Source organism: Streptomyces scabichelini (assembly GCF_011045015.1).
Taxonomy (GTDB): Bacteria; Actinomycetota; Actinomycetes; order Streptomycetales; family Streptomycetaceae; genus Streptomyces; species Streptomyces scabichelini.
Genome location: NZ_JAAKZY010000022.1, coordinates 59,746 through 77,229, shown reverse-complemented (window position 1 = coordinate 77,229; position 17,484 = coordinate 59,746). Strand labels below are relative to the sequence as shown.

20 protein-coding genes are annotated in these 17,484 nt (G+C 69.3%); 9 read left to right on the top strand and 11 right to left on the bottom strand.

Features of this window, described 5'->3' with window-relative positions; translation table 11 throughout:
* From G5C60_RS09940 to G5C60_RS09925, 4 genes are all read right to left on the bottom strand, one after another.
* Positions 1 to 345 (bottom strand): MBL fold metallo-hydrolase (locus G5C60_RS09940; protein WP_165256950.1); only part of this gene is annotated, 345 nt, incomplete at its 3' end.
* Positions 346 to 452: 107 nt separating this feature from the next.
* Positions 453 to 1,247: an alpha/beta hydrolase gene (locus G5C60_RS09935; RefSeq protein ID WP_165256948.1), complete on the bottom strand. Its 795-nt coding sequence runs from the start codon at positions 1,245 to 1,247 to the stop codon at positions 453 to 455.
* A gap of 69 nt (positions 1,248 to 1,316) precedes the next feature.
* Positions 1,317 to 2,162 carry an alpha/beta fold hydrolase gene (locus G5C60_RS09930; protein ID WP_165256946.1) on the bottom strand — a complete coding sequence of 282 codons (846 nt, stop codon included), beginning with the start codon at positions 2,160 to 2,162 and terminating at the stop codon, positions 1,317 to 1,319.
* Between the two features lie 139 nt (positions 2,163 to 2,301).
* Positions 2,302 to 3,123: an alpha/beta fold hydrolase gene (locus tag G5C60_RS09925; protein ID WP_165256944.1), complete on the bottom strand. Its 822-nt coding sequence runs from the start codon at positions 3,121 to 3,123 to the stop codon at positions 2,302 to 2,304.
* A 256-nt stretch (positions 3,124 to 3,379) separates the two neighbouring features.
* Between G5C60_RS09925 and G5C60_RS09920 the strand changes: the two genes are divergently transcribed.
* Entirely contained in the window at positions 3,380 to 4,360 is a 981-nt protein-coding gene (locus G5C60_RS09920; RefSeq protein ID WP_165256942.1) for a helix-turn-helix domain-containing protein, read from the top strand.
* A gap of 140 nt (positions 4,361 to 4,500) precedes the next feature.
* Here the strand turns inward: G5C60_RS09920 and G5C60_RS09915 are convergent, their stop codons facing one another.
* Positions 4,501 to 4,947, bottom strand: coding sequence for a DUF2000 domain-containing protein (locus G5C60_RS09915; RefSeq protein ID WP_241266642.1), 447 nt, complete (start codon positions 4,945 to 4,947; stop codon positions 4,501 to 4,503).
* A 49-nt stretch (positions 4,948 to 4,996) separates the two neighbouring features.
* Here G5C60_RS09915 and G5C60_RS09910 point away from each other — a divergent pair, with 49 nt between their 5' ends.
* The gene (locus G5C60_RS09910; RefSeq protein WP_165256938.1) at positions 4,997 to 5,809 is read left to right on the top strand and encodes a helix-turn-helix transcriptional regulator; all 813 of its coding nucleotides are present in this window, start codon (positions 4,997 to 4,999) and stop codon (positions 5,807 to 5,809) included.
* Here the strand turns inward: G5C60_RS09910 and G5C60_RS09905 are convergent.
* The 3 genes from G5C60_RS09905 to mshA all read right to left on the bottom strand — a co-directional run bounded on the left by G5C60_RS09905 (position 5,776) and on the right by mshA (position 9,536).
* Positions 5,776 to 7,410, bottom strand: coding sequence for a glycosyl hydrolase family 28-related protein (locus tag G5C60_RS09905; RefSeq protein ID WP_206439315.1), 1,635 nt, complete (start codon positions 7,408 to 7,410; stop codon positions 5,776 to 5,778). The genes G5C60_RS09910 and G5C60_RS09905 overlap by 34 nt on opposite strands.
* 295 nt (positions 7,411 to 7,705) lie before the next feature.
* Entirely contained in the window at positions 7,706 to 8,206 is a 501-nt protein-coding gene (locus G5C60_RS09900; RefSeq protein WP_165256934.1) for a type III secretion system chaperone family protein, read from the bottom strand.
* On the bottom strand, positions 8,199 to 9,536 hold the full coding sequence (gene mshA, locus G5C60_RS09895; protein WP_165256932.1) for a D-inositol-3-phosphate glycosyltransferase: 1,338 nt from the start codon (positions 9,534 to 9,536) through the stop codon (positions 8,199 to 8,201). The genes G5C60_RS09900 and mshA overlap by 8 nt, the downstream gene beginning before the upstream one ends.
* A 216-nt stretch (positions 9,537 to 9,752) precedes the next feature.
* On the opposite strand from mshA, the gene G5C60_RS09890 reads away from it, so the two are divergent.
* The 3 genes from G5C60_RS09890 (at position 9,753) to G5C60_RS09880 (ending at position 13,618) form a co-directional block, all read left to right on the top strand.
* On the top strand, positions 9,753 to 10,565 hold the full coding sequence (locus G5C60_RS09890) for a class I SAM-dependent methyltransferase (protein ID WP_206439306.1): 813 nt from the start codon (positions 9,753 to 9,755) through the stop codon (positions 10,563 to 10,565).
* Positions 10,566 to 10,822: 257 nt separating this feature from the next.
* A complete protein-coding gene (locus G5C60_RS09885; protein ID WP_165256930.1) occupies positions 10,823 to 11,902 on the top strand; it encodes a C40 family peptidase in 1,080 nt (359 codons plus the stop codon).
* Between the two features lie 375 nt (positions 11,903 to 12,277).
* Positions 12,278 to 13,618 carry a PP2C family protein-serine/threonine phosphatase gene (locus G5C60_RS09880; RefSeq protein ID WP_165256928.1) on the top strand — a complete coding sequence of 447 codons (1,341 nt, stop codon included), beginning with the start codon at positions 12,278 to 12,280 and terminating at the stop codon, positions 13,616 to 13,618.
* Positions 13,619 to 13,781: 163 nt separating this feature from the next.
* Here the strand turns inward: G5C60_RS09880 and G5C60_RS09875 are convergent, their stop codons facing one another.
* The 3 genes from G5C60_RS09875 to G5C60_RS51750 all read right to left on the bottom strand — a co-directional run bounded on the left by G5C60_RS09875 (position 13,782) and on the right by G5C60_RS51750 (position 15,555).
* Complete coding sequence (locus G5C60_RS09875) at positions 13,782 to 14,108, bottom strand: DUF2516 family protein (RefSeq protein WP_206439314.1); 327 nt, start codon at positions 14,106 to 14,108, stop codon at positions 13,782 to 13,784.
* Positions 14,109 to 14,260: 152 nt separating this feature from the next.
* The gene (locus G5C60_RS09870; protein ID WP_165256926.1) at positions 14,261 to 14,851 is read right to left on the bottom strand and encodes a hypothetical protein; all 591 of its coding nucleotides are present in this window, start codon (positions 14,849 to 14,851) and stop codon (positions 14,261 to 14,263) included.
* Positions 14,852 to 14,967: 116 nt separating this feature from the next.
* Complete coding sequence (locus G5C60_RS51750; protein WP_241266641.1) at positions 14,968 to 15,555, bottom strand: helix-turn-helix domain-containing protein; 588 nt, start codon at positions 15,553 to 15,555, stop codon at positions 14,968 to 14,970.
* Between the two features lie 270 nt (positions 15,556 to 15,825).
* Between G5C60_RS51750 and G5C60_RS09860 the strand changes: the two genes are divergently transcribed.
* The 4 genes from G5C60_RS09860 to G5C60_RS51745 are packed head-to-tail and all read left to right on the top strand — an operon-like array spanning position 15,826 to position 17,384.
* Entirely contained in the window at positions 15,826 to 16,038 is a 213-nt protein-coding gene (locus tag G5C60_RS09860; protein ID WP_206439305.1) for a hypothetical protein, read from the top strand.
* 18 nt (positions 16,039 to 16,056) lie between these two features.
* A complete protein-coding gene (locus G5C60_RS09855; RefSeq protein ID WP_241266640.1) occupies positions 16,057 to 16,476 on the top strand; it encodes a hypothetical protein in 420 nt (139 codons plus the stop codon).
* On the top strand, positions 16,476 to 17,123 hold the full coding sequence (locus G5C60_RS09850; protein WP_241266639.1) for a hypothetical protein: 648 nt from the start codon (positions 16,476 to 16,478) through the stop codon (positions 17,121 to 17,123). The genes G5C60_RS09855 and G5C60_RS09850 overlap by 1 nt, the downstream gene beginning before the upstream one ends.
* A 30-nt stretch (positions 17,124 to 17,153) precedes the next feature.
* Positions 17,154 to 17,384 (top strand): hypothetical protein, encoded by a 231-nt coding sequence (locus G5C60_RS51745; RefSeq protein ID WP_241266638.1) that lies wholly within the window; start codon positions 17,154 to 17,156, stop codon positions 17,382 to 17,384.
* The last annotated feature ends 100 nt before the right edge of the window (positions 17,385 to 17,484 follow it).

Genomic DNA, 17,484 nt, shown 5'->3' with positions numbered 1-17,484 from the left:
CCGCACGCCCCTCAGCCCCCGTTCGGCTCTCATCCCCCCTCCGGCTCCGCTCAGCCTGCGCGCCCCCGCCAGGGTGGTCACCACAGTGCCGGCACCGGCGAGCATGGCCCGTCCGGCGTCGTCGAGGTTGTCGGCGTGGTGGTCGTGGGTGAGCAGTACCGCGTCGACCGGTCCGATGTCGTCGGGAAGCAAGGCGGGGCCGGTGAGTTTGCGGGAGGACGTGCCCCAGCCGAACGCGTACGTGCGGCCGGGTGGATCGAACGTCGGGTCGGTCAGCAGCCGCCAGTCGGCGAATTCGATGAGGACGGTGGGGCCGCCGATGTGGGTGAACCGGACTTCCGTCATGAGCTCCGTCTCCTGTGGCTCGAGCGGTCTGGGCCGGTCCCGTCACCGACTCCGGACGGACCGCCCAGCCCGAGCGGCCCGGCCCGTCCGGAGTCGGCCGGTGTGGGTCAGGAGTGATCGAGGGCCCAGCTCAGGGCATGGTCGGCGATCTCCTCCCAGCCCTTCTGGGCGGGCATCAGGTGGGATCGGCCGGCGTATTCGACGACCTCGGTGACGGTGGTGTTCGACTTGTAGTGCTTGGCATTGGACCGCTGGATCTTCGGCGGCATCAGATGGTCGTTCTCGCCCGAGATGAACAGCAGTGGCGCCCGGTCGTCGTTGTGGTAGTTCACGTACGAGTCGGCGTGGCCGGGATGGACGTTGGCCAGCGCGCTGCCCCAGAAGACGTGCCCGGAGGCGGGGATGTGGTAGCGCTCGTACAGGGCGCGGGCCTCGTCCTCGGGAAAGGTGTTGGTGAAGGCGTACCGCCACTGGTCGTAGGTGAACCCGACGGCCTTGTGCCGGTTGGCGGGGTTCTTCAGCACGGGGAACGTCGCCTTCAGCTGTGACAGCGGGACCGTGGCCACACCTTCGGTGGGGGCGGAGTTCATGGCCACTCCGGCGCTGCCGTATCCGTGGTCCAGCAGGATCTGGGTGAACACCCCGCCGGCGGAGTGGCCCATGATGATCGGCTTGGTGTCGAGGCCGTCGATCAGCTTCTCCAGGGACGCGACGACCGCGGGGACGGAGAGTTCCTCGATCGGGGTGGGGTCGGCGTTGAGCGCCTCCACCTCCACCTCGAAACCGGGGTAGGCCGGGGCCAGCACCCGGAAGCCCTGGGACTGGTAGCGGGTGATCCAGTACTCCCAGCTGCGGGGGGTCACCCAGAAGCCGTGGATCAGGACGATGGTGTCGGGTTTCATGAGCCTTCGCTCCTTCAACGGGTCAGCGCGTCAACGCTTCAACGGTCAGCGGGTCAGCGCTTCACCAGGTCAACGGGTCGCGGCGTAGGCCGCGTTGATGATGCGGGCGGTGGCGTCCGGGTGGGACATCATGACCACGTGCGAGGACCGGATCTCGGTCACCCTGCTGCCGGCGCGCTTGGCCATGAACCGCTGGGCGGCGGGCGGAATGACCTTGTCCTGGGTCGGGATCAGGTACCAGGACGGAATGGACTTCCAGGCCGGGGCACCGCTTCCACCGCTGAGGCCCTCGACGGAGCCGGGACGCTGGGTGGCCGCCATCAGACGGGTCCTGGAAGCGGGCAGATCGGCCGCGAACACCGCGCGGAACTTCTCGGGTGCGATGTAGCCGTCGGTGCCCTCACCGCCGGGCAGCGGGTAGGGGCGGGGGACGAGAGCGGTGCCCAGTTCGCTGCCGGGGAACTGCTGTGCCAGCTGAAGTGCGCTCTCACCCTCGTCGGGCGCGAACGCGCCCAGGTACACCAGGGCCTTGACGTTGGCGTGCCCACGCGCGGCATTGGTGATGACGACGCCGCCGTAGGAGTGGGCGGCCAGGATCACCGGGCCGGGAATGGTGTCGAGGAACCTGGAGATGTAGGCGGCGTCGCCCGCGGTGTCACGCAGGGGGTTGGCCGGGGCGAGGACCGGGAAACCGGACTTCTCCAGCAGTGCGATGGTGTCGTTGAAGCCGGAGGCGTCGGCGAACGCGCCGTGCACGAGCACGACGGTCGGCTTCGGCCCCTTCGCCCCGGCCTGCTCGGCCCGCTCGGCCTGCGAGGATCGCTGGGACGTGGCCTGTGCGGAGACCGCGCCGGCCACGATGAGAACGGCGGCGGCCAGTGCTGTCAGCAGTCGGCGCAGTGCAGGAACACGCATGAGGAACCCTTTCGGGACAGGAGGGTTGGAGTGCGCTGATGTGCCCGCGGGTGTCGTAACCGGTCCTTGTGACCTGACCGGCTCATGTGATCAGGCGGCCTGGCAGTCAGGCCCGCCTGGCGGTCGGGCGACCTGATCGTCAGGCGGCCAGGAACGCCAGCAGATCGGCGTTGAACTCGTCCTCGAACGCGCCCACCAGACCGTGCGGCGCGCCCGGATAGACCTTCAGCGTGGCGTCCTTGACGATCTTGGCCGACTCCGGAGCGCTTGCCGCGATCGGGACGATCTGGTCGTCGTCGCCGTGCGCGATCAGGGTGGGTACGTCGAAACGCTTGAGGTCCTCGGTGAAGTCGGTCTCGGAGAACGCGCGGATGCAGTCCAGCGCGCCCTTGAGCCCGACCTGCATGCTCCACAGCCAGAACGCGTCCCGCACGCCCTGCGAGACGTCCGCGCCGGGCCGGTTGAAACCGTAGAAGGGCAGGCTGAGTTCGGCGTAGAACTGCGACCGGTCGGCCGCCACTCCGGCGCGGATGGCGTCGAACGCCTCGATCGGCAGGCCCTGGGGGTTGGCGTCCGTCTTGAGCATGAGGGGTGGAACCGCGCCCAGGAGGACGGCTTTGGCGACTCGGGCGGTGCCGTGCCGGCCGATGTACCGGGTCACCTCGCCGCCGCCGGTCGAGTGTCCGACGAGTACGACGTCGTGCAGGTCGAGGGTCTCGATGAGCTGGGCGAGATCGTCGGCGTACGTGTCCATGTCGTTGCCGTGCCAAGGCTGCCCGGACCGGCCGTGGCCACGCCGGTCGTGCGCGATCACGCGGTAGCCGTGCGAGGCGACCAGGTGCAGCTGGTTGTCCCAGGTGTCGGCGTTCAGCGGCCAGCCGTGGCTGAACACGACCGGCTGCCCGCTGCCCCAGTCCTTGTAGAAGATCTCTGTGCCGTCGGTCGTGGAGATGATGCCCATGGCAGTACTCCCAACTTCGGAGGATCCGTGATGCGGGGGATCTGTGACTCGGGCGATCGTGCCAGTGCCGCGCGCGAGGGTGTTTACCGTGTGCGCCGCATTCTGTTCCCTGCCTGCCACGCCATGTCTGCCACACCGCATGGGGCTGACGAATTTGAGGATCCACACATTCCGCCCACAGCTGGGCAGAGAATGTGCAGAATCCGAGGAGACGGCCCGGCAGCGCGGATGCCGCTGCGGCCGACCTGGGGGGATCGTGATCGTCCTGGACACGGCACAGCTGCCGGCCGCCGATCGGATCGACGCCTTTCACGCAGTCGCTGCCGGGGAGAGCGGCAGTTGCTCGATCGAGCACGAAAATGCCAAGTCCGGTATCTGGAAGAGACTGGAGGTCTGGCAGTTCGGCCCGCTGACCCTGTTCGCCACGCACGGCTCGGGAATGCGTATCTGGCGCACCCCGCGGCACGCCCGGTTCGACTCCCTGAACACCGTCTCGATCATCACCCAGAGCCAGGGCACGGGCGCCTTCACCTGGAACGGCCACCAGCAGCGCGTCGGCCGCGACGCCCTGGCCCTGGCCCACAAGACCGCCGGATACGAGTACGGGTGGTCCGGCAGCGGACTGTCCGTCGCGTTCATGGTCGACGCCGTCCGCCTCGGCCTGCCCGAGCAACTGGTCCGCGCCGCGATCCCCCTCCTGCACCACAGCCGGATCGGGCCGTTGCTGCTGCAGCACATCCGCGGCCTGCACCACGACGCCGACCGATTGAGCGCCGGACCCGGCGCCGAGGCGCTCGCCTCCGCCACCTTGGAACTCACCCGCGCCGCCATCGCGTCGGTGGCCGCCGACGAACGCACCCGCCGGTCAGTCGCGGAGGACACCCTCCTCACCCGCGTCCTCGCCTACATCCGCGCGCATCTGACGGATCCCGGCCTCACCCCTCAGCGCATCGCCGGGGCCCACAACATCTCCGTACGGACCCTCTACCGGCTGTGTGAGAACGGCGGTCTCAGCCTGGAGAAATGGATCATTCGCCGGCGTCTGGAAGGCACACGCCGAGACTTGGCCGCGCCCGAGCATGCCCACCGCACGATCGGGGCCGTCGCCCGCTCCTGGGGCTTCATCGACCCGTCCTATTTCTCACGCCGCTTCCACCAGACCTACGGCGCCACGCCCCGCGAATGGCGGCAGCTCGCTCACCATCGGGCCGCTCTGCCAACCCCCGACGAGCCCTAGACGCCCGGCACCGGGCCGGCGCCTCGGGATGATCGACGATCTCGTCCTAGATGACTTTGACCGCCACCAGCCGCCCACCCGGCCCCGGTCCCCGTCGCCGGCCTGTGACGCCTCCCGTATTTTCGTTGCGCTCGCAGGGCTCACGGATGCATCCGCGCCCCCTTCACCACCTTGTCCACCCCGTTGCGCGGCCCGTACACGGCAAGCCCCACCAGGTCCAACTCCCCTGCGGGTACGGCCCGTACGGCCGCCCGGTTGTCGCGGTCGTTGCCCGTGGAGAACAGGTCGGAGGTGAAGAGGGAGCGGGGCAGCGCGCGAGACAGGGCGCGGCTGTGGGCCACCGTCAGCGTCTCCTTGGAGGCTTCGAAGATCATCACGGGCTGGCGGATCATCGGGAGGTACGGGGTTCCGTCGGCGTCCTCGTACGGCTCTCCGATCACCTCGGGCAGCTCCGTCCCCAGGCCGCTGACCAGGAAGGCGGTCACATTCAGGCGCTGCCAGGACTCCAGGTCGTCCCGCAGGAGTACGGCGATCTTGGTGTCGAAGCGGATGGGTTCGCCGGTCAGGCCGTCGTTCACGTCGTTCATGTCTTGAGACTGCCGTCCGTCGTACGACACCGTCTTGTACGTTCTTTGCATGGTGTCCCGGCAGGAAGTCTCCGCCTGGCGCCCGGGTGTTCCGGGGGTCGTGGAGGTGTTCCACGCCCATTTCACGGAGTACGCGTACCCCATGCACGTGCACGACGCGTGGACCCTCCTGATCGTCGACGACGGCGCCGTACGCTACGACCTCGACCGGCACGAGCACGGTACCCCGCACGACACGGTCACGCTGCTCCCGCCGCACGTCCCGCACAACGGCTCGCCCGCGACCCCGCACGGCTTCCGCAAGCGGGTGATCTACCTGGACGCGACCCAGCTCGACGAGAGCCTCATCGGCCCGGCGGTGGACGGCCCGGACCTGGCCGACCCCGTACTGCGCAGGCGGGTCGGGCAGCTGCACACGGCCCTGAAGCAGCCCGGCGACGAGTTGGAGGCCGCCGGCCGACTCGCGCTGATCGGCGAGCGGCTGCGCGGTCACCTGCGCCCCCGGCTGACCGAGGACTCGCCGCCGAGGCCCGACCACTCAGTCGCGCACACCCTGCGCGAACTCCTCGACGCCCGCCTCCTCCAAGGCATCGCCCTGGAGGAGGCCGCGCGGCTCGTCCACGCCCACCCGGCCCACCTGGTACGGGCGTTCAGCACGACCTTCGGCATGCCCCCGCACCAGTACCTGATGTCCCGCCGCGTCGACCACGCCCGCCGCCTCCTCCTCGCCGGACACGCCCCAGGCGAAGTGGCGGCCGCGACCGGCTTCTACGACCAGTCCCATCTGACGCGCCACTTCAAGCGGTTGGTGGGCGTGACGCCGGGGCGCTACCGCGGCACGTCCCGCGTCAGCTCGCGCTGAGCCTCGTACAGATTCCGCGGTCGTACGACGCCCTGGGTGTCGTACAGCTCCAGGCGCGCGTGCAGATCTCCGGAGAAGTCGGGTACGTCGATCTGGCCGAACTCGGTGCAGTGGTTGAGGCCGACGGTGGCGCTGTAGGGAGCGAGGCCGTCGATCTTCATCAGGCCGGCCCGCTGGTTCGTCACGCGGATGTTCCAGTGCGTGAAGCGTGCCCCGAAGAGCGGTCCGGCGATGGCGTCACCTCCGTGGCGGCCGTTGTTCTCGACGGTGATGTCGGTACGGACGTTCGCGAAGGGCATGCCGCGATGCGAGTCGAAGGTGCCCATCCGCATGTCGCCGCGCGACCAGACGTTGTAGGAGGAGAGGCCTTCCACGTTGATGCCGTGGAGCTGGGTGCCGGAGGGCGCCGGGGCGGTGCGTTCCTCGATCGTGAAGTCCTCGACGAGGTTGTCGTGCGAGCCCTCGCGGCAGAAGTACGGGTGGTGCGTGCCCCGGCCCGCCACCCGGGTACGGCGCAGCGTGCAGGCCGACGCCGCCACCAGGCCGAAACCGTTGTCCATATGGCGTACGACGATGTCGTCGGCCCAGCAGTCGTACGCGCACTGGAAGGTGACGCCGTTGTAGCCCTGGTCGAGGAGGTGCTGCGCCTGCGGGGTCTCGACGGCCTCCAGGGTGAGGCCCTCGACGCCCGCGCCGGTGAGTGCCTCGACGTGGGTGGTGAGGCGTGGGTCCCACTCGGGGCGTAAGTCGAGCGGGAGCGGGCGCTCCAGGGTGACCTTTCTGCCCTGCACGCGCGCGATGCGCACGGGCCACTCGTAGGGGACGTAACTGGTCAGCTTTGTCTTGTCGTCCCAGTGGTACGCCTCCGGGCCGGGACCGCCGCCCGCCATGTGCTTCAGGAGGGTGTGGCCGGGGTCGTCGGCGAGGCGGAGGAGGACGAGCCGGCCCGGCTTCAGGTGCTTCGCGTCGGCGACGGTGACCGACCAGGAGCCGCGGAGTGCCGGTGCCACGGTCGTCAGCGTCTGCCACTCGTCCCGGCTGTTCCCGGTCCAGCCCTCGAAGGGCCAGGCCTCGGCCCTGACGGCGGCGGTGAGTGAGTCCCAACGGGCCGTCGGACAGAGCCAGATGAGGCCGCCCGCCCATGACCACGACGACTTGTCGCCCCCGTAACGCGATCCGTAGCGGCCGATCAACTCGGTGAGGTTCCTGGTCGCGTACAGCTTCGTACGGTCGCTGCCGGCGCCGCGCAGGACGACGTTCGAGTGGCCGATGCGGATCAGGCCGTCGATGCGGTACGTGCCGGGCGGGATGAGAACCGTGCCACCGCCGGCCCTTCCGGCAGCGGCGATGGCACGGTTGATCGCGGGCGCGGAGTCGGTCGAGGCGTCCGCCCTGGCGCCGTACGCGCGGACGTCGGCCACGACGGGGCGGCGGGGGAAGTGCGCCGCCCCGGCGCGGTGACCGGCCCTGCCGACGTACGGGATCTGCGGGTGCGTGAAGGGTGACTTGGTGAACTCCCGCCAGAGGGCGGGCACTTCGCCCGTACGTTCCCGGGCTGCCGCCTGCGGGGAGGTGGCGGCCGCGGCCGGTCCGTCGGTCATGGCGCCGACCGCCACGGCCGTCGCGCCGTTCAGCAGTGCCCGTCTGGAGATGCGCGCATGTCTGGGGCGCTTCTCGTGCCCCTCATGCCCCTCGGGCCCCTCGTGGTGCCCGTGTCCCTTCTGGTGCCTCTCGCCTGACTCCTTGCTCATGTACGCACGTCCTTTCAGGGATCCGTTTTTCCATGGATGTGAACGACGTTCAGAATTGCGTCGGCGGCGAGCATGCCACGGGGCCCCGGAGCAGGGAAAGGGGCGTGCAGTGGTTAATCGATGGTTGATTGACCGGGACCAGGGGTCAGTCAGCGGGGCGCTGAGTCAGATGAGTGAACGCGTCCAGGTTGCGCGTGGACTCGCCGCGCGACACCCGCCACGCGTACTCCTTGCGGATCGCGGAAGCGAAACCGAGCTCGAGGAGGGTGTTGAAACCGCCGTCGGCGGCCTCCAGGACCGAGCCGAGCAGCCGGTCCACCTCGTCCGTCGTGATCGCGGCCAGCGGCAGTTTGCCCGTCACATAGACGTCACCGAGCGGGTCGACGGCGTAACCGACGCCGTAGAGCTTGAGGTTGCGTTCCAGGAGCCAGCGGTGGACGCCGGATTCGTTCTCGTCGGGATGCCGGATGACGAAGGCGTTGAGCGAGAGGGAGTGCCTGCCGACGATCAGCGAGAGGGTCGTCGACAGCTTGCGCGTGCCGGGCAGCTTCACCACGTAGTTGCCGGGCTCAGGGCTTTCCCACTCGAGTTCGGCGTCCTTGAGGACCCCCTCGATGACCTGCGCCGCCTGCCGTACGTCAGCCATGGTGGGAGCGTACGCGACGACGGTGGTCGTGGATCGCGGCCGTGTAGACGTCCGCCGTGGCCGAGGCCGCGGTGGTCCAGCCGAAGGACTTGGCGTGCCAGGCGGCGGCCGCGCCCATCCGGTCCGGGAGCGCGGGGTCGTCGGCGAAATCGCCCAGCACGCGCGCGTAGTCGACGGGATCGTGGCCGGGGACCAGGATGCCGGTCTCCTTGTCGCGTACGGCGACGGGGAGACCGCCGACCGCTGCCGCGAGCACCGGAGTGCCGGTCGCCTGCGCCTCTATGGCGACGAGCCCGAAGGACTCACTGTAGGAGGGCATCACAAGGACGGACGCGGCCCGGAACCAGTCCGCGAGCTCGTCCTGGCCGACGGGCGGACGGAACCGGACGACGTCGGCGATGCCCAGGCGGGCGGCGAGTTTCTGCAGGCCCTCGGGCTTGGCGAGGCCGCTGCCGCTCGGACCGCCCACTACAGGGACGACGATTTTGGAGCGGAGCTCCGGACGCTCCCCCAGGAGGACGGCGACCGCGCGCAGCAGTACGTCGGGGGCTTTCAGGGGCTGGATGCGGCCCGCGAAGAGGGGGATCAGGGCGTCCTGCGGGAGCCCGAGGCGGGCGCGGGCGGCGGCACGGCCGTCGGCCGGGCGGAAGCGGTCGAGGTTCACGCCCGGGTGGACGACCGCGACCTTGCCGGGGTCGGCGTCGTAGTGACGGGCGAGTTCGTCGGCCTCTTCGGAGGTGTTGGCGATCAGGCGGTCGGCGGCGCGGACGATCTGGGTCTCGCCGATGACGCGGGCGGCGGGCTCGGGGGTGTCGCCCTCGGCCAGGGCCGCGTTCTTGACCTTCGCCATGGTGTGCATCGCGTGCACCAGGGGGGCGCCCCAGCGCTCGGCGGCCAGCCAGCCGACGTGGCCGGAGAGCCAATAGTGCGAGTGCACCAGGTCGTAGTGGCCGGGCCGGTGACCGGCCCAGGCCTGCATCACCCCGTGCGTGAAGGCGCACAGCTGGGCGGGCAGATCCTCCTTGGCGAGGCCTTCGTAGGGGCCGGCGTCGACGTGGCGTACGAGGACGCCGGGCGCGAGTTCCACCGTGGGCGGCAGGCCCCCGGTCGTCGCGCGCGTGAAGATCTCGACCTCGATGTTGATCGCGGCGAGGCGCTGGGCCAGCTCCACGATGTAGACGTTCATGCCGCCGGCGTCGCCCGTGCCGGGCTGGTGCAGTGGCGAGGTGTGCACGGAGAGCATCGCGACGCGACGCGGCCTGCGGTGCAGCCTGAGCCTTGAGGGTGCCGCCGGGGAGCGACGCCCGAGCCTGCTCACGTACTGGCTCACGTGGCGTTTCCTCCTTGCTGCGGGCATGCCGAACGGAGGGCCTCGAGTACCCTCCAAAGGCCGGAACACCGGAGTGTCCCGTTCCATTTCCTCTTTACCGAATCATTGCCTGCGCTCGCTCAACCGTTCGACGCCTTCTTGCGTAGACCTGATGACTGCTTCGTACGCGACTTCGCACACGACTCGCTGTCAGAGCGGCCGCTTACCCTCGTACGCATGACATCCCGCGCAGCGACCCTCCCCATCGGAACGGTGACGCGCGGGACCACCAACCCGAACCGGCTGCGGCGCATGGACCGCTGGATCGCCGCGGTCCACGGCGCCGAACTACGCCGGGCCGGCGACTCCACAGCGGTCGACCTCGGATACGGCGCCGCCCCCTGGACCCCGGTGGAGCTCCTCCAGCGGCTGCGGACCGTCGCTCCACGCGCGCGCGTGGTCGGCGTCGAGATCGATCGGGCCCGCGTCGCGGCGGCGCGGCCGTACGAGCGCGAAGGGCTCGCCTTCCGGCACGGCGGCTTCGAAATCCCGCTGCCGGACAGACCGCTGCTGATCCGCGCGGCGAACGTGCTGCGCCAGTACGAGGAGAGAGAGGTCACCGGGGTCTGGGCGCGGCTTTGCGCCCGCCTCGCGCCGGCGTGCGCCAACTCGCGCGGTGGGCTCCTCGTCGAGGGCACGTGCGACGAGATCGGCCGTCGGCACGTGTGGGTCGCGCTCGGCCCGGAGGGCCCGCGCACCGTCACCTTCGCCACCCGCCTCGGCTCCCTGGACCGCCCCTCCGACCTCGCCGAACGCCTCCCCAAGGCCCTCATCCACCGCAACGTCCCGGGCGAACCCGTACACGCCTTCCTGCGCGACTTCGACCGCGCCTGGGCGGCCGCGGCGCCGTACGCCTCGTACGGCGCGCGGCAGCGCTGGATCCGTGCCGTACGCGATCTGACGGCCGACTGGCCGGTGACGGACGGCGTGACGCGCTGGCGGCAGGGCGAAGTGACCGTGCGGTGGGAGGCGTTGGCGCCCCGCGGGTAGCCCCACGTCCCGAACCGCATGCAAGTCCGCTGATTCCGCGCGTCATTCCGGTGCGGAGAGGCGGGAACGAACCCGGTGATTCGTTCGTCACACGGGCGGGGTAGATCGCGGGGGAGATCATCGTCGAGTGGGCAGTGATCCGGGATGAGTTGGGGACGGAGTTCTTGTCTGCCTCTGTCGTATTGCACGGCGCCATGGCACCATCCCCCGAGGCATCCGTAAGTTACTGACGGTAAATCAGTTTTGGGGAGCGGAGTATGGCAGCGGGCAAGCGGAGCCTGACCACGGCGACCATGGCCCTGGCCTGCACGGCGGCCATCATGGCCGCGCCCGGGGTGGCGTACGCGAATCCGACACCGAGCCCGACACCAACACCGACACCGTCCTCAACGTCCGTGAGCACCAAGGACCTTGAGGCCATCCGCAAGAAGCTGGACAAGCTCTACCACGACGCGGCGGTCACCACGGACGCGTACAACGCGGCGGAGGAGAGGACCGAGAAGCAGTCCGCCCAGATCGTCGAGCTGGCCCGCGAGATCGTCAAAGGCCAGGCGAAGCTGGACAAGCTGAAGGACCGGGCGGGCGCGGCGGCCCGCGCCCAGTACCGCAGCGGCGGCCTGCCGCCCGAGGCGCAGCTCATGCTCAGCGACGACCCGCGGGAGTACCTGGACGGTGCGGGCCGGGTGCGCCAGGGCCAGCAGGCGACCAAGGGAATGCTCGCCGAAATGGCGCGTACGCAGCAGGACTTGAAGCAGTACGCGCGGGACGCCTCAGCCCAGTGGCAGAAGCTGGAGGCCAACCGCAAGGCCAAGGCCGAGACCAAGAAGAAGGTCAAGAAGCAGATCGCCGCCGCCGAGAAGATCGAGTCGGAGCTGGAGAAGGACGAGAAGGAGCGGCTGGCGCAGCTGGAGCGGGAGGCCGCGCGCAAGGCGCAGACGGCCTGGCTGGGTTCAGGCGTCCTCGACGGCATCAAGGGCGAGGCGTCGGCCGCCGGCAAGAGGGCCGTGGACTACGCGACGGCACAGCTCGGCAAACCGTACGAATGGGGCGCAGAGGGCCCGCAGACGTACGACTGCTCCGGACTGACCTCGCAGGCGTGGGCGGCGGCCGGCCAGGGCATCCCGCGCACCTCGCAGGAGCAGTGGAAGCAGCTCGACCGCGTCGACGTCAAGGACATGCGTCCGGGTGACCTCATCATCTACAACTCCGACGCCAGCCATGTGGCGATGTACATCGGCGACGGCGCGATCATCCACTCCCCGCGGCCGGGGCGGACGGTGACGATCGCGGGGGCGGGGTCCATGCCGATCCTGGGGGTTGTGCGTCCTGGGGCGTGAGGGCATAAGGGCGTGAGGGCGTGAGGACGCGAAGGGCAACTCAGGACATGTGATCCGAACTCGGGACACATGACCCAGGAACGTGACCCAGGGGACGTGGCCCGGGAGACGTGGTCCAGGAGACGTGATGCACCACACGTGACGTTCAGCACGTTCCGAGGTTCCCCTCAACCCCGTCAACGTGACGTTCGTCATTACCGGTAGGGCCACACGATGCCCAAGTCCGTTATGGCATGCGGCATATGACAGCGGCCGTTTTCCGGACGGAGCGCCTCACGCCATTCCTTTGTGGCGGCAGCTGGCGCTATGGTCCCCGTCGGTGGGCGAGACCCCTTGTCCCACCGTGCCCTCGGGGGGAGGGAAGGAACCAAGACGATGCCCGTACCCGTACCGCGGCAGAGAGCGATCCCGGCCGTGGAAGGTGGTCAGGCTCGCGCCGCATCCGCAGTCGGCGCCCCGGCCGACACCGCGTCCGCACCGGACGCCCCGGCCGGTCAGGCGCCGCCCTCCGCCACGCGCGGCTCCGGCGACCCCGCCGGCAGCAGCGCCCCGCTGACGCTCCTCGTGATCGAGGCCGACGCCGGGTCGCTGAGCGTGCCGCAACTGCTCGACTCGGCCGGCAAGCCGATCCGGGTCCGTACCGCCCGCAACCTCACCGAGGCCGAGCGGCTGCTCACCGACGACGTCCACTGCATCCTGCTCGACCTCGCGCTCCCGGCGCCGGGCCGGGCCGCCGAGGGGGACGACGAACTGGCCACGCTCAAGCACGTACTGCGGCTCGCGCCCCGGCACGCCGTCCTCGCGCTCACCGCGTCCGGCGATGCCGAGCGCGGCGCCGAGGCGGTACGCGTCGGCGCCCAGGACTACCTTTTCCGGGACGAACTGGACGGCCGGCTGCTGAGCCGCGCGATCCGGTACGCGGTGGAGCGAAAACGCTCGGACACGGCCGAGCGGCGGCTGACCGAGTCCCGGCTGCGGGCGCAGGAGAACGCCCGTCTGGAGCGCGGCCTGCTGCCCACGCCCCTGCTGGAGGGCTCCTCACTGAAGTTCGCCGCGCGCTACCGGCCCGGCCGCTCGCGCGCGCTGCTCGGCGGTGACTTCTACGACACCGTGCGCACCCCCGACGGCACCGTGCACGCCATGATCGGCGACGTCTGCGGGCACGGCCCCGACGAGGCGGCGCTCGGCGTGGAGCTGCGCATCGCCTGGCGCGCGCTCACGCTGGCCGGTCTGTGCGGCGACGAACTGCTCGGGACGCTCCAGCAGGTCCTGGAGCACGAGCGCGACAACGACGAGATCTTCGCGACGCTCTGCACGGTGGACATCGCTCCGGACGGCCGCCGCGCCGGCGTGTGCCTGGCCGGGCACCCGTCCCCGCTGATCGCCCGCGCCGGCCACGTCGTCGAACTGCTGGCGCCCGAGAACGGCGGAGCGGCCCTCGGCCTGCTGCCGAACGCCCGCTGGCCGCGCCGGCAGGTGGAGCTGGGCGGCGCGTGGAGCCTGATGCTCTACACGGACGGCCTGATAGAGGGCCGGATCGGCAAGGGCAAGGAGCGGCTGGGCCAGGACGGGATGGTGGACATGGTCCGCCGCCAGCTGGCGCAGGGCCTGCGCGGCGAGGAACTGCTCCGGGCGGCCGTGAACGAGGTCCGGGACCTCAACGGCGGGGAGCTGACGGACGACGTGGCGGTGCTGCTGCTGGACCGGATGGCGTAGCGCTCCGCTGGAAGTGAGGCACGCAGGCTCCCGGGTACTGCGGTACGGCAGCTGCGGGCCGTGTGTGGCTGGTCGCTCCCCCACTCTCGGCTTCGCTCGAGCGGGGGGACCCCCATCGCGGCGGAGCCGCATATTGATACAGCCCCGCGCCCCTAAAGGGGCTTCAGCGTCCGCCGTTGTAAGGGCCGTACGGACCGTCGCTGCTGCTTCCCCCGCGACGGCCGCCGCCCGAGACCTGCTTGAGCGCGGGCCGTACGTCCACGAAGAAGACGATCGTGGCGATGAGGCCGGCGATCTGCAGGAACAGGATCGGCACCAGCAGGTTCACGGCCACCGTGACGCCGAGGATGATCAACCAGAACATCTTGTTCTTCTTGTCCGCGGCGACATACGCGTCGTCGCGGGCCATCGCCGCGAGCACCAGTGCCGCTACGGCGAGCACCAGCATGGCGAGGAAGAGCAGCGACATGAAGCCGCCGAATGCCGTCATCAGCACTGTGCCCACCACCCGTGTCTAGTCGTCTCTACGCCGTCACCGTACCCGGAGAACGGGTCGGGGACTCCGATAGTGCCCGGAGTCCCCGACGGTTCTCGTAACAACGAATCTCTGTTTACTTCTTACTTGCCGGCTTGCTCGCTGCCCTACTTGCTGGGCGGCGTCGCCTTCTTGGCCGTCGTCTTGCGGGCGGCCGGGGCCTTCTTGGCCGGGGCCTTCTTCGCCGGGGCGGGCTCGGCCTTGGCTTCGGCGGGCTTCTCGGCCTTGGTCTCGGCCGGCTCCGGCTTCGGCTCGACGGCGACCGCCAGTTCCTCGATCTCCTCGGCGGCCTCGCCGCGCCAGGTCTTCACGGTCTGCTCACCGTGCTCGGCGACCTTCTCGTACGTCTCACGCGCCTTCACGGCGTACTCGGCGGCCACGCCGACGCTGCGCAGGGCGAAGTCCTGAGCGGTCTCACCGATCTTCTTGATGTCGGTGTCGAGCGTGGTGATGAACTCCGTGACCTTGCTCTGCAGGGTCTCCTGCGCCTCCTTGGCGCGCGTGGTGGCCTTCTCCTGGACGGCGTTCGGATCGATGCTCCGTACGGACTCGATCCGGGAAGGGGCCTCGGTACGGATCTGCTCGAAAAGGCCGGGCACCTTCTTGGCCTGCTGGACGGCCAGGTCGGCGGTGCCGGCGGCGAAGTAGAGCGGGGTCGGGTCGCTGAACGTCTTGCGCAGTTCGTCGGTGATCGCCATGGCGATGGTCCTCCAGGAATCGCTACGTGGGTGAGGGTTTTTTCGTGCGGGTGTTCGTGCGGGTGTTCGTGCGGGTGAACGACCGCTGCTCCGCGGCGGGACGGCGTCGGCCCTGGTCAGCCGACGGACTGCTGACCGTGCGGTTCGTCGCGATCGTTCGCGTAGTCGTTTGTGCCGTGCTTCTCGTTCCGGTCGTTCTGGTCGCTCTGGCTGTCCTCGTCGTACGGGTCGTTCTGCTCGGCCCCGCTGCCGTCGGCCGTGCGGACCCTGTCAACGGCGGTGCCCCGACCATCCGTTACGCCCTGAGGGCCCAGATCATCCTGAATGCCCTGGATTTCCTCGTCCGCCTTGATCTCGAACCCGTTCTCCTTGCGGAAGGATTCGTAGATCTGGAGCAGCACCTGCTTCTGCCGCTCGTTGAGCGTCGGGTCGGCGAGGATGACGGCTCGCGTCTCCACCTCGTCCCGGTCCCGCTCCGCGTCGAGGATCCCGGCCCTCACGTACAGCGTCTCGGCGGAGATCCGCAGCGCCTTGGCGACCTGCTGCAACACCTCCGCACTCGGCTTGCGCAGCCCGCGCTCGATCTGGCTCAGATACGGATTGGACACCCCGGCGGCCTCGGCGAGCTGCCGCAGACTCAGCTGCGCATTGCGCCGCTGCTCCCGCAGGTACTCACCAAGATTGCCGACGTTGAGCGTTGCCATGCCTCTACCTTGCCGCACCCCCGCTAACTATTGCAAGCAGGTGCTTGCAATAGTGCGCTAGACCACTTGTGACTGAGCGCTTCAGTTGGCCAGTGAGCACTCGTGTCCTGTCTCTGTGATGTCCGGGCAGTCTCGGAGAACTCCGGGCAAGTGAGCTGACGTCTCAGTCATCTCCGGGCATTTGGTGGGCTGTCTCGGTCTTCTCCGGGTACGCCGCTCTGGCTGTCCCTACGGTCGTTGTGGCTCGTCGGCGTCGTACCGGAGGCCCGGATGGATGCGCGTGAGGTGTCGGCGGAGGACATCGAGCTGGAGTACGTCAGCGCGTCGGGGGCGCGTGAGCGGGGGCCGCTGGGTCGTTTGTGGCCGGTCCGGTTCGAGTCGGTACGGCCCGAGCGGCGATTTCCGGCGTTCCGGGGCCAAGGCAACTGGTGCGGCTGGTACTGGTCGGCGACGTGCGGCGGGCATATGGGCTACGAGTCGTGACTGGAGCGTGATCGCCTGATGCTGCTCGACTTCGACCCGCTGGTGACCGGCATGCACCTTCCCGGCCACAAGGGCCGCAGCACCGTTGAGAAGTCCGGCCTGTTCACCGGCATCCGGGGCAAACAGCTGGCCGGCCGCTGCATCATGGTCCGCACCGGCCCCTTTACCTTCACTGCCGAGTGGCGAGCGCTGGTCGCCTCGCTGGAGAACACCCTCCGCCTGCACCGGCACCCGGCCGGCACCCTGGTCAAGCAGTCGAAATACCTGCACCAGAGAACCGGCGGCATGATCGGAAGCCTTTCGCACCTGATCCGGGCTGCAGCCATCTCCGCCATCCTCGACGGTAGTGAACGCATCACCAAGACCAGCCTGCGGAGCATCCGCATCGACCACAACAGCGAATCGGACGGCCCGCCCGACCCTCCCAAGGCAGCCTGATGACCGCACGGTTCGATCCCGTCGTCGTCCGCCCGCTGCCGCGTCCGCTCAAGCCCTTCCCGCATGAGACCGAATCCTCATTCCTGAGCAGACTGGCCGCCGCGAACGCGACGCCCGTCCAACGCCTGCAGCGACCCTCCCTCTGGCTGACGTCCCGGCTGGATCCGATCGACCAGCTCAGCGTCCTCAGCGGACAGTCCCGCACCACGATCCAGTACGCGATTCCCCGCTGGGAGAACAAGTCGTGGAACGTCTCGAACGGGCCCCCCGCACTCACTCCCCGGTGGGCATGCCGGCGCTGTGTTGCCCGCAGGACCGGAAATCCGCAACAGGACGTCATGGTCTGGATGTCGAAGCATCACGACCAGGTCTGCATCCCCCATCGTCTCTGGATCGGCCGCGCCGTCGACAGCGCGGCACGACAATACGACCTGGCTGACCTGCCTGAAGTCGTCCAGGCCCAGCGGCGGCACTACCGGCTGTTACGCCGCTACGGCCCAGCAGTGATCGCTGCCTGCTACGAGCGCTGCTCCACCTTCTGGCACAGCCTGTTCCAGCGGGGCTACCGCCTGAGCGATCGGGCAGAACGGCTCCGGCGGATGCCGCCGAACGACCGCCAGGTCCGCCCTTGGCAACCACAGCGATAGGCGGCGGTCTATCCCGAGATCGTCGAAGCCATGTCCCTCTACGCGTCTTCGCTCTGGCGCAGCCTCGCACTGGGCGAGGAGGAGCAGATGAGGCTGTTCAAGGTCGAGTTCCATCGACGTCTGCCCCAGGAACGCTCCCTTCGCACCACCGCAAGGCACTGGTTTCTCACCGAGATGATCATGACTGCATGGCGCATCGAACTGGCCATCAAGTCCGCCGAGATCAATAAAAACCAGCGGGACTTGCCCGGAGTTGAGTGAGACGCACTGGCGAAACGTGTCTCACCCAACTCCGTGATCACGGCGTCAGGCGCACTCTTAGCGGCGCTCATCGGTCTCTCCGGCGCGCTCTGGGCGACCA

Excerpts from the sequence above, each read along its gene's own strand:
- G5C60_RS09935 (WP_165256948.1), bottom strand. The coding sequence starts at position 1,247 with ATGAAACCCGACACCATCGTCCTGATCCACGGCTTCTGGGTGACCCCC.
- G5C60_RS09930 (WP_165256946.1), bottom strand. The coding sequence starts at position 2,162 with ATGCGTGTTCCTGCACTGCGCCGACTGCTGACAGCACTGGCCGCCGCC.
- G5C60_RS09925 (WP_165256944.1), bottom strand. The coding sequence starts at position 3,123 with ATGGGCATCATCTCCACGACCGACGGCACAGAGATCTTCTACAAGGAC.
- G5C60_RS09915 (WP_241266642.1), bottom strand. The coding sequence starts at position 4,947 with ATGAACGACGTGAACGACGGCCTGACCGGCGAACCCATCCGCTTCGAC.
- G5C60_RS09910 (WP_165256938.1), top strand. The coding sequence starts at position 4,997 with ATGGTGTCCCGGCAGGAAGTCTCCGCCTGGCGCCCGGGTGTTCCGGGG.
- G5C60_RS09905 (WP_206439315.1), bottom strand. The coding sequence starts at position 7,410 with ATGACCGACGGACCGGCCGCGGCCGCCACCTCCCCGCAGGCGGCAGCC.
- G5C60_RS09900 (WP_165256934.1), bottom strand. The coding sequence starts at position 8,206 with ATGGCTGACGTACGGCAGGCGGCGCAGGTCATCGAGGGGGTCCTCAAG.
- G5C60_RS09890 (WP_206439306.1), top strand. The coding sequence starts at position 9,753 with ATGACATCCCGCGCAGCGACCCTCCCCATCGGAACGGTGACGCGCGGG.
- G5C60_RS09885 (WP_165256930.1), top strand. The coding sequence starts at position 10,823 with ATGGCAGCGGGCAAGCGGAGCCTGACCACGGCGACCATGGCCCTGGCC.
- G5C60_RS09880 (WP_165256928.1), top strand. The coding sequence starts at position 12,278 with ATGCCCGTACCCGTACCGCGGCAGAGAGCGATCCCGGCCGTGGAAGGT.
- G5C60_RS09875 (WP_206439314.1), bottom strand. The coding sequence starts at position 14,108 with ATGACGGCATTCGGCGGCTTCATGTCGCTGCTCTTCCTCGCCATGCTG.
- G5C60_RS09870 (WP_165256926.1), bottom strand. The coding sequence starts at position 14,851 with ATGGCGATCACCGACGAACTGCGCAAGACGTTCAGCGACCCGACCCCG.
- G5C60_RS51750 (WP_241266641.1), bottom strand. The coding sequence starts at position 15,555 with ATGGCAACGCTCAACGTCGGCAATCTTGGTGAGTACCTGCGGGAGCAG.
- G5C60_RS09860 (WP_206439305.1), top strand. The coding sequence starts at position 15,826 with ATGGATGCGCGTGAGGTGTCGGCGGAGGACATCGAGCTGGAGTACGTC.
- G5C60_RS09855 (WP_241266640.1), top strand. The coding sequence starts at position 16,057 with ATGCTGCTCGACTTCGACCCGCTGGTGACCGGCATGCACCTTCCCGGC.
- G5C60_RS09850 (WP_241266639.1), top strand. The coding sequence starts at position 16,476 with ATGACCGCACGGTTCGATCCCGTCGTCGTCCGCCCGCTGCCGCGTCCG.
- G5C60_RS51745 (WP_241266638.1), top strand. The coding sequence starts at position 17,154 with ATGTCCCTCTACGCGTCTTCGCTCTGGCGCAGCCTCGCACTGGGCGAG.